This window comes from Clostridium sp. 7_2_43FAA (assembly GCF_000158375.2).
GTDB classification, from domain to species: domain Bacteria; phylum Bacillota; class Clostridia; order Clostridiales; family Clostridiaceae; genus Clostridium; species Clostridium tertium.
In genome coordinates this window covers 44,654-53,030 of record NZ_JH815222.1, presented here as the reverse complement: position 1 = coordinate 53,030, position 8,377 = coordinate 44,654, and the positions used below count along the sequence as shown (strand labels likewise).

The 8,377-nt window shown below is 28.9% G+C and carries 7 protein-coding genes; all 7 read right to left on the bottom strand.

Translation table 11 applies throughout. The annotated features are described in order from the left end of the window. Positions 1-46: 46 nt before the first annotated feature. A complete protein-coding gene (locus CSBG_RS01830) occupies positions 47-1,147 on the bottom strand; it encodes a BMP family ABC transporter substrate-binding protein (protein ID WP_008676577.1) in 1,101 nt (366 codons plus the stop codon). Between the two features lie 106 nt (positions 1,148-1,253). Beyond that, the gene (locus CSBG_RS01825; RefSeq protein ID WP_008676576.1) at positions 1,254-2,276 is read right to left on the bottom strand and encodes a LacI family DNA-binding transcriptional regulator; all 1,023 of its coding nucleotides are present in this window, start codon (positions 2,274-2,276) and stop codon (positions 1,254-1,256) included. 259 nt (positions 2,277-2,535) lie between these two features. Next, positions 2,536-3,201: a deoxyribose-phosphate aldolase gene (gene deoC, locus CSBG_RS01820; RefSeq protein ID WP_008676575.1), complete on the bottom strand. Its 666-nt coding sequence runs from the start codon at positions 3,199-3,201 to the stop codon at positions 2,536-2,538. Positions 3,202-3,223: 22 nt separating this feature from the next. Then, entirely contained in the window at positions 3,224-4,528 is a 1,305-nt protein-coding gene (locus CSBG_RS01815; RefSeq protein ID WP_008676574.1) for a pyrimidine-nucleoside phosphorylase, read from the bottom strand. Positions 4,529-4,542: 14 nt separating this feature from the next. Beyond that, complete coding sequence (locus tag CSBG_RS01810; protein WP_008676572.1) at positions 4,543-5,622, bottom strand: BMP family ABC transporter substrate-binding protein; 1,080 nt, start codon at positions 5,620-5,622, stop codon at positions 4,543-4,545. A gap of 204 nt (positions 5,623-5,826) precedes the next feature. Next, positions 5,827-6,576 carry a response regulator gene (locus CSBG_RS01805; protein WP_008676570.1) on the bottom strand — a complete coding sequence of 250 codons (750 nt, stop codon included), beginning with the start codon at positions 6,574-6,576 and terminating at the stop codon, positions 5,827-5,829. Between the two features lie 13 nt (positions 6,577-6,589). Beyond that, positions 6,590-8,341 carry a histidine kinase gene (locus tag CSBG_RS01800; RefSeq protein WP_008676567.1) on the bottom strand — a complete coding sequence of 584 codons (1,752 nt, stop codon included), beginning with the start codon at positions 8,339-8,341 and terminating at the stop codon, positions 6,590-6,592. Positions 8,342-8,377 lie beyond the last annotated feature (36 nt).

The window sequence follows — 8,377 nt, the reverse complement described above, 5'->3', positions numbered from 1 at the left end:
AAAGGTAAAAGTTTAAAGGTCTTTGTACCTTAATTTCCTTATATAATTATTTAATTAAATCGCCTTTTTCACCAGCTACTGTGATTTTACCTTCTTTAATTTGATTGAATATTTCATCAACTTTATCTGTAGTTTCTTTACTTAAATTTGGATTTTCTTTTGGAATTCCAATTCCATCATTTTTAGCATCAAAAGTTAAAGTTTGTCCACCTGGGAATTTACCATCTAATTCAGCCTTAACCATTTCATATGAAGCTGAATCTACTTTCTTCATAGCAGAAGTTAAAATGATTGATTTATCATCTTTGTATATACCATCTGCATATTGGTCAACGTCAACTCCAACTATCCATGCTTCTTTTCCTGCTGTTGCTCTTGTCTTAGCTTCATTTATAGCTCCAACTCCAACTCCACCAGCAGCTGTAAATATAGCTTTAACTCCATTATCAAACATAGTTGCTGCTAATTGTTGTCCTGCTGCTACGTTATCAAATGAACCTTGATAAACTACGTTTTCTGCTTTAATATTCATCTTTGTTCCAAGATTTTCATTTGCATACTTAACACCTTGTTGGAATCCCCAGTTAAACTTTTGAACTGATGGTATTTCCATTCCACCTATGAAACCTAATTCACCTTCTTTTAATTGAAGAGAAGCAGCTACACCTGCTAAGAAACCAGCTTCATGTTCAGCAAAGAATATAGCAACTGCATTGTCACCAACTTTTTCTACTCTATCTGCTCCTGTTTTTCCATTGTTAGGAGCTCCGTCTATGATTACAAACTTAGCATCTGGATACTTATCTTGAGCTTGGAATATAGCTGTCTCAAATTTGAATCCAGGAGTAACTATAAATTTATAATCTGTATCAAAAAGATTTCCTATTTCTTTCATATAATCTGCTTCTGTAGTTCCAGCTGGCTTTAAATAATTACTTTCAATTTTTAAATCAGCTTTAGCTTTTTCTATACCTTCCCAAGTACCTTGGTTAAATGATTTGTCATCAATAGTACCTGCATCAGTAACCATACCTACTTTTAAATCTTTTTTAGCTTCTCCTTCTCCTTCATTTCCCTTACCGCCACAACCTACAAGACCAGTGACCATAAGAGCTGCAAGTGTTAGTGCTATTAGCTTTTTTTTCATAATAATCCCTCCATAAAATAATATATAGCAATCTTTGATATACAAAGAAGTGCGTCGTTAAATAATATTAATCATTGATACCGCTTACAAATCAGATTAAATTTTTTTATTGACCAACCTTATCTTCTGATCCATTTGAAATTACTTTAGGTGGTATCTTTATTCTTTTAATTTTATTTTTTTCATTAGATTCAAATATTTCTAGAAGCAGCCTTATAGATGATTGTCCCAATTCGATTGGAGAGTCTTCTATATAAGTTAAATTAATACCTACTATATCTATAAGATCAATTTTATTAAATCCAACTAAAGCTATATCCTTAGGAATCTTCTTTTTTCTTTCAAATAAAGCTTTAATAACACCTAAAGTCATTCTATTACTGCATGAAATTATTGCAGTAGGTGGATTAGTCATATCTAAAAATTCTTTAGTTATTTCATAAGCCTTATCTAAATTAAATTTTCCCTCTTTTATATAATGATCCATAATTGAAATATTATTTTCGATCAATGCCTTTTTATATCCATTAAGCCTATTTACTGCTGAACTTGAACTTATTATCCCTGTTATTATTCCTATTTTATTGTGTCCCTTATTTATTAATAAATTTGTAGCATCATATCCGCCTTTTATATCATCAACAAATACTCCATTTAAGTCTATATAATTTAGGTCTGCAGAAACCAATACAATTGGTATATTTATGCTGTTTATCATATCAGTAAATATATCTTGAAACTCAGTATCTCCAAATCCGGGCGTCATAATAACTCCCTTTAATCTATGTTTCTTAACCTCATCTAGAGCTTTTATCTCGCTTTTCACATCATTATTTGTGTTAAATAATATTATGTTCAAACCAACTTCTTCTGCAACTTTACTTATACCTTTTATTATCTCACCAAAATATGAATTTGTTATATCTGGTACTATTATGCCTATAGTGTTTGTCTCTCTTTTCGAAAGACTTCTTGCTATTGCACTTGGAACATAATTCATTTCTTCAATAACTTTTAGCACTTTTTCTTTTGTCTCGTCTTTTACATAAGATGAATTATTTAATACCCTTGAAATCGTTGCAGAAGATACACCTGCTTGTTTTGCTATATCATCTATGGTTACTGCCATTTCATTTCTCCTTATGCATCTCTGATCAAAATTAATAATTTTCTCCTATATGCATATTATATATCTATTATATTGATTTATACTAGTCCCAAATTCTAATAAATATAAATTTTGATATTTTTTTCTAACTTATAAGCTACGATAATAAAATTTTTCTGTCTTTTAATTAAACTTTTCTATAAATACAGGTAATATTACCATATACCATTAAAATACTTCTTACTATATTAAAATTTAGGTATTATTAATTCAAAAGTATTTAATATCCCTTAACTTCTTCATTATTCATTATTTTAATTATAGAACTTGTACCAAGTCTTGAAGCTCCCTTTTCTATAAATTCTTCTGCTTTTTCAATACTCTTTACTCCACCGGCAGCTTTAATCTTTACATCTTTTCCAACATACTTTTTGAACAACTCTATATCTTCAATAGTCGCTCCACCATTACTAAAACCAGTTGATGTTTTTATAAAGTCTGCTCCAGCTTTTGTAACACAATCACACAATACAATCTTTTCTTCTTCCGTTAAAAGACACGTTTCTATTATTACTTTTAATATTTTATCTTCACATGCTTCTTTTATTTCTCTTATTTCGTTAGTTATATAGTCATAGTTTTTTTCCTTTACCATTCCTATATTTATTACCATATCAATTTCATCCGCACCTTTTTGTATAGCATCTCTAGTTTCAAAAACTTTTACCTCTGTTGTATTATATCCATTCGGGAATCCTATTACAGTGCATATCTTTAAAGCTTCTCCAACATATCCTTTTGCTCTTTTCACAAAAGAAGGTGGAATGCATACTGATGCAACTCCATATTTCATTCCATCGTCACATATAACTTTTATTTCGTCCCATGTAGATGTTTGTAAAAGTAATGTATGATCAACTGTTTTTAATATATCTTTTATATCCATTTCTATCTCCTAACTCCTTTTCTTACTCAATTATCTTGTGTATTATGTCTACTTTAGCTGGCTTTTCATTGGACATTGTATATGCTGATAAAAGCATCTCTTCAGATTTTTCAATTCTGCTCATATCACTTGTATATATAGTAGCTAATATATCACCTTTATTAACATAGCTTCCCATCTTTTTAGATAATATTATACCTGCACCATAATCTATTACATCATCTTTAGTTTCTCTTCCTGCCCCTGCTAATAATGAAGCTATTCCTACCTTTTCTGCATTCAATTCATATACATACCCTTCTTCTTGGGCTTTTACTTCATGTGCTATTTCTGCAATAGTAAATAGATTCTTATCTTCTATTACGCTTACATCTCCACCTTGATTAGCTACAAGTTCTTTTAATTTTTCAAGAGCTTTTCCATTCTTAAGAACTTCCTCTAAAATAGCTCTTCCTTTATTTACATCCACCTCTATATTAGATAACTTAAGCATTTGAGCACCAAGTCTTAAACATAACTCTCTTAGATCTTCTGGACCTCTATCACTTAAAACTTCTATTACTTCTTGAATTTCCAACGCATTTCCTATTGCATATCCTAAAGGTTCTCCATTTAAAGTTATAGCTGCTGATGTATTTCTATTTAAGCCCTTACCTATAGAAACCATAGCTTCTGCAAGTTTTTCAGCATCTTCCTTAGTTTTCATAAATGCGCCATCACCATATTTAACATCTAATAATATAGCATCTGACCCTGAAGCAATTTTTTTGCTCATTATACTAGCTGCTATCAAAGGAATACTATCTATAGTAGCAGTAACATCTCTAAGTGCATATATTTTCTTATCAGCAGGTACTATATTCTGTGTTTGTCCAGCTATTACAAGTCCTGATTTATTAACAAAGTTTATAAAGTTTTCTTTTGATACATTTATATCAAATCCTGGTATTGCTTCAAGCTTATCAAGAGTTCCTCCTGTGTGTCCTAGACCCCTTCCTGATAATTTAGCAACCTTTCCTCCAGCTGCTGCAACCATAGGTACCAATATTAGAGACGTTTTATCTCCAACTCCACCAGTACTATGCTTATCAACTTTTATTCCATTTATTTCACTTAAATCAACAACATCTCCTGATTTAATCATAGCCATTGTTAAATTAACTGTTTCTTCTTTACTAAATCCATTTAAATATATCGCCATCAACAATGCAGACGTTTGATAATCAGTAACCTCGCCTTTAGTATAACCTTCTATAAAAAATTCTATTTCCTCTTTACTCAACTCTTTTTTATCTCTCTTCTTTGCAATAATATCAAAAGCTCTCATACTAAAACCTCCATTTATTCTTCGTATTTATTTAATTTAACCCAAGTTTCAAGTTCTTCTTTACTCTTAGGTATAGTTAATTCATCATTTACTATCTTTGATTTTATTTTGTTAACAGTTTTCATAACTATTGGATCTAATTCCACTTCTGATCCTTCCCTAGTAATATCTATAATCCCTTCTTTTAATCCTGATAAATGAACTCCATCATTCCAAGTATTATCATTCATATATTTGATTTCATTAAAAATAATTTGATTCATATATCTTGTAGCTGTAGAGATTATAACGCTCGGATCAAAATAGTTTTGATTTTCATCTACTCCAAAAGCATATCCGCCACTTTCCTTAGCTGCTGAGAATACCCCAAGCCCTGATGCTCCTGCTAAGTGTTGTATATATTTAACTCCTTTGCTATACATCAACAATGAAGTTTCTCTAGCCTTAAGCGGATTTTTAAAATCGTTTACTACTGCTGTAATTACTTCCCCATCTGGATTAATATATTTAAATCCAGCTTCAAACCCTATAGCTCCTTCTCTTAGATGTGGAACTTCCATTCCTAATATTACTCCAGCTTTACTCATATATCCTGTTTTTTCATAATCTCCTTTACTTAATATTCCTGAAATAACGCCATTTAAAAATGCTTGTTCTTCCCATCTTGTATAAATGGAACTTATATTTTTAGCATCAACCTTTGAATCTATTAAAGTAAACTTTTGATTAGGATATCTTTTTGAAACCGCTTTCACATCACCTTCTTGTTCAGGACCAACAGCAATTATTAATTGATATTCTTCTGTTTCTGCAAATTCTATTAAACTCTTTTCATATTCTTCAGGATATATAGGTTCTGAGTAATCAAATTCTACACCTAACTCCTTCTGTGCCTTTAGTAAACCATCGTAAATTAAATCATTAAAGGATTTATCTCCTAATCCACTTCCAGTAAAAACAACAGCTACTTTTAAATTTTTTTCTTCTTTTGGTTTTAAGCTATTATTCATATTAACACCTAAGGATGCTACAAAAATTATTGTTATAACTAATATTAATGCTCCCATCAATATTCTATTTAAATTTTTAATCATTTAATCTCCTTTATAATGGATAATAACTTGCAATATCTTTTATTCAATATAATTATACATAAATAAAATCCTACTTTATATAAAGAATATTGATATTGAATAGAATTATTTGGATATAATTTTATTAACATTTAATTATTATCTATCTTATATCTGTAAAATATTGATTTTTTATAATTTATTTGACATTTCGTTATAACATTATCAATATCTATCTTCCTCTGGTGAAATTCCTGTATACCTTTTATAGTTTTTAGAAAAATATCCAGCATTAGAATACCCTACTTCTAAGGCAATTTGAGATATCTTCATATCTGTATTTTTTATTAATTCTTTAGCTTTCTTTATTCTATAAATAGTTAAATAAGTGCTAAAGTTTTCTCCTACTTCTTCTTTAAAAAGTCTAGAAAAATATTCGTGTGATAAATATATATGTTTTGCTACATCCATAAGAGAAATATGTTTTTTATAATTATCATCTATATACTTTAAAGCTTTCTCTATAGATCTTGAATATGCTTTAGGCTTAACAATATTATGTTTATCCAATTTCTCTTCATCCTTAATTTCGATCTTGGATTTTATTATTGCATTTATTTTATTTAGTATTTCACTAAGCTCCTTGGGCCTAATATCTGATTTTATTAAATACTCATAAACTCCACAACTTATAGCTTCCTTAGCATATGAAAACTCTGCAAAATTTGTTAGTATTATTATATACACCTCTGGTATCACTTCTTTTATTCTTTTAGATAATTCTATTCCATCCATAACAGGCATCTTTATATCTGTTATAATAACATCCGGTGGATTTTTCAAAGCAATATCATAAGCTTCTTTTCCATTACTTACGCTCCCTATTATATTAAAATCATCTGAAATATTTTTTATAGTATATCTAATCCAGTCTCTTATTGGACCCTCATCCTCTACAACTAGTATATTTAACATAATTCATCCTCCTTTATTTAGGTAATTTAAATATCACTATTGTCCCTTTTCCTTCTTGGCTTTTTATCTCAATACCATATTCCTTTCCATAATTTAATTGTATCCTTTCATGAACGTTAATCACCCCTACCCTGTTTATAGATTCTTTATTCTTAAAAACATTATTTATTTGAATGCTACTCATTCCTTTACCATTATCACTTATTTCTATAATTATATATTCATGGTTTACATAACCGTTTATTTTTATTTCACCTTTATTATTTTCACTTTCCATACTATAAAAAATAGCATTTTCAACAATTGGCTGTAATATTAATGCTGGAACCATTGTATTTTTTATTTTTTCATCTATAGCTATATCTACTTTGAATCCATCAGGGTATCTAATTTGCTGAAGTTCTATATAAGTTTTAATTATTTCTATCTCATCTTCTAATGAAATAAGTTCGCTAGCTCTAGGCAATATATTTCTTAACAATTTAGAAAATTTATATAACATCTCTTCTGCATCATCATTTCTATTCATAGAAACTAAAAATCTAACCCCACTTAAAGTATTATATAGAAAATGAGGATTAATTTGAGCTTGTAAAAAGCTTAACTCTGCTATACGTTTTTGTTTCTCCTTTTCCTTTATTTCCTCTATGGAATCATCTAACCATTTAACCATATCGTTAAAAGATTCCTCTAACATACCGATTTCATCATCCCTATCAACTTTAACTTTAACTTTTAAATTTCCACACATTACTTTTTCTATTGTATTTTTTATATTTATAACAGGCTTAGTAACCCAAACAGAAATCTTATAAATAACTATAAATGAAACAATTACTACTAAAATTAAAGTAAGTAAGAATTTTTGTGTTATTTGCTTTATAGGTTGTCTAACTATATGTAGCGGTATTTCTTCAACTATTGACCATCCATATCTATCTAATGTAGATACTATCTTCATAAACTCTACATTATCTCTTTTAAATATGGAGTACCACTCCTCTGTTTCTATGTAGTTTCCGTAATCTAATTCTTTATAATAATTTTCTCCTATTAACCTTTTATCTTTACTTGATATTATATTTCCTTTTATATCTATAATATATATATTTCTACCATCTTTAATAATCTTATTATACCTATCATAAAGCATTTTTTCACTTACATCCATGATAAGCACTCCTAAGGTCTCACCTGTAATTAAGTCCTTTATTACTCTCCCCATTCTAAATATACATTTATAAGGACCTATCCCCTCTTCGTCTTCAAATGTACTAATAAGAACAGTTTTACCATTAGCCTCAATTATTTTGTTATACCAAAGCTCACTCTTTATTGAGTCCATAGTATATTTATTTTTAGAATACGTACTAAAATTTAAACCGTTTTCAGAAATTAAATAAAGCTCTGGCTTCATATTATACTTTCCATATTTCCATACTTGTTCGTTTAATAATCCTTCTACATATTTACTTGAATCAATAACATCCTCTGTATTTTCAATTACTTCATCTGCTCTAATAGATAATGCACTTACTAATTTATTATCTTCAACAATGTTATTTCCAATCTCTTCAATATTTGATACTAATATAGAAATATTATCTGAAACCTCCTCCAAAATTTCGCTGTTCATTTTCCCCATTTCAACTTGAACTATCTTATTTGTATCCTTTATCGACCATGTCCCTATGACTATAGAAACAGTTACTATAAATAAGTTTAAAAGTAAACATAACTTTAAAGTTATACTCTTTGTTTTCATAAGCTTAAATCCTCTTATAATATATTTGTATCTTTT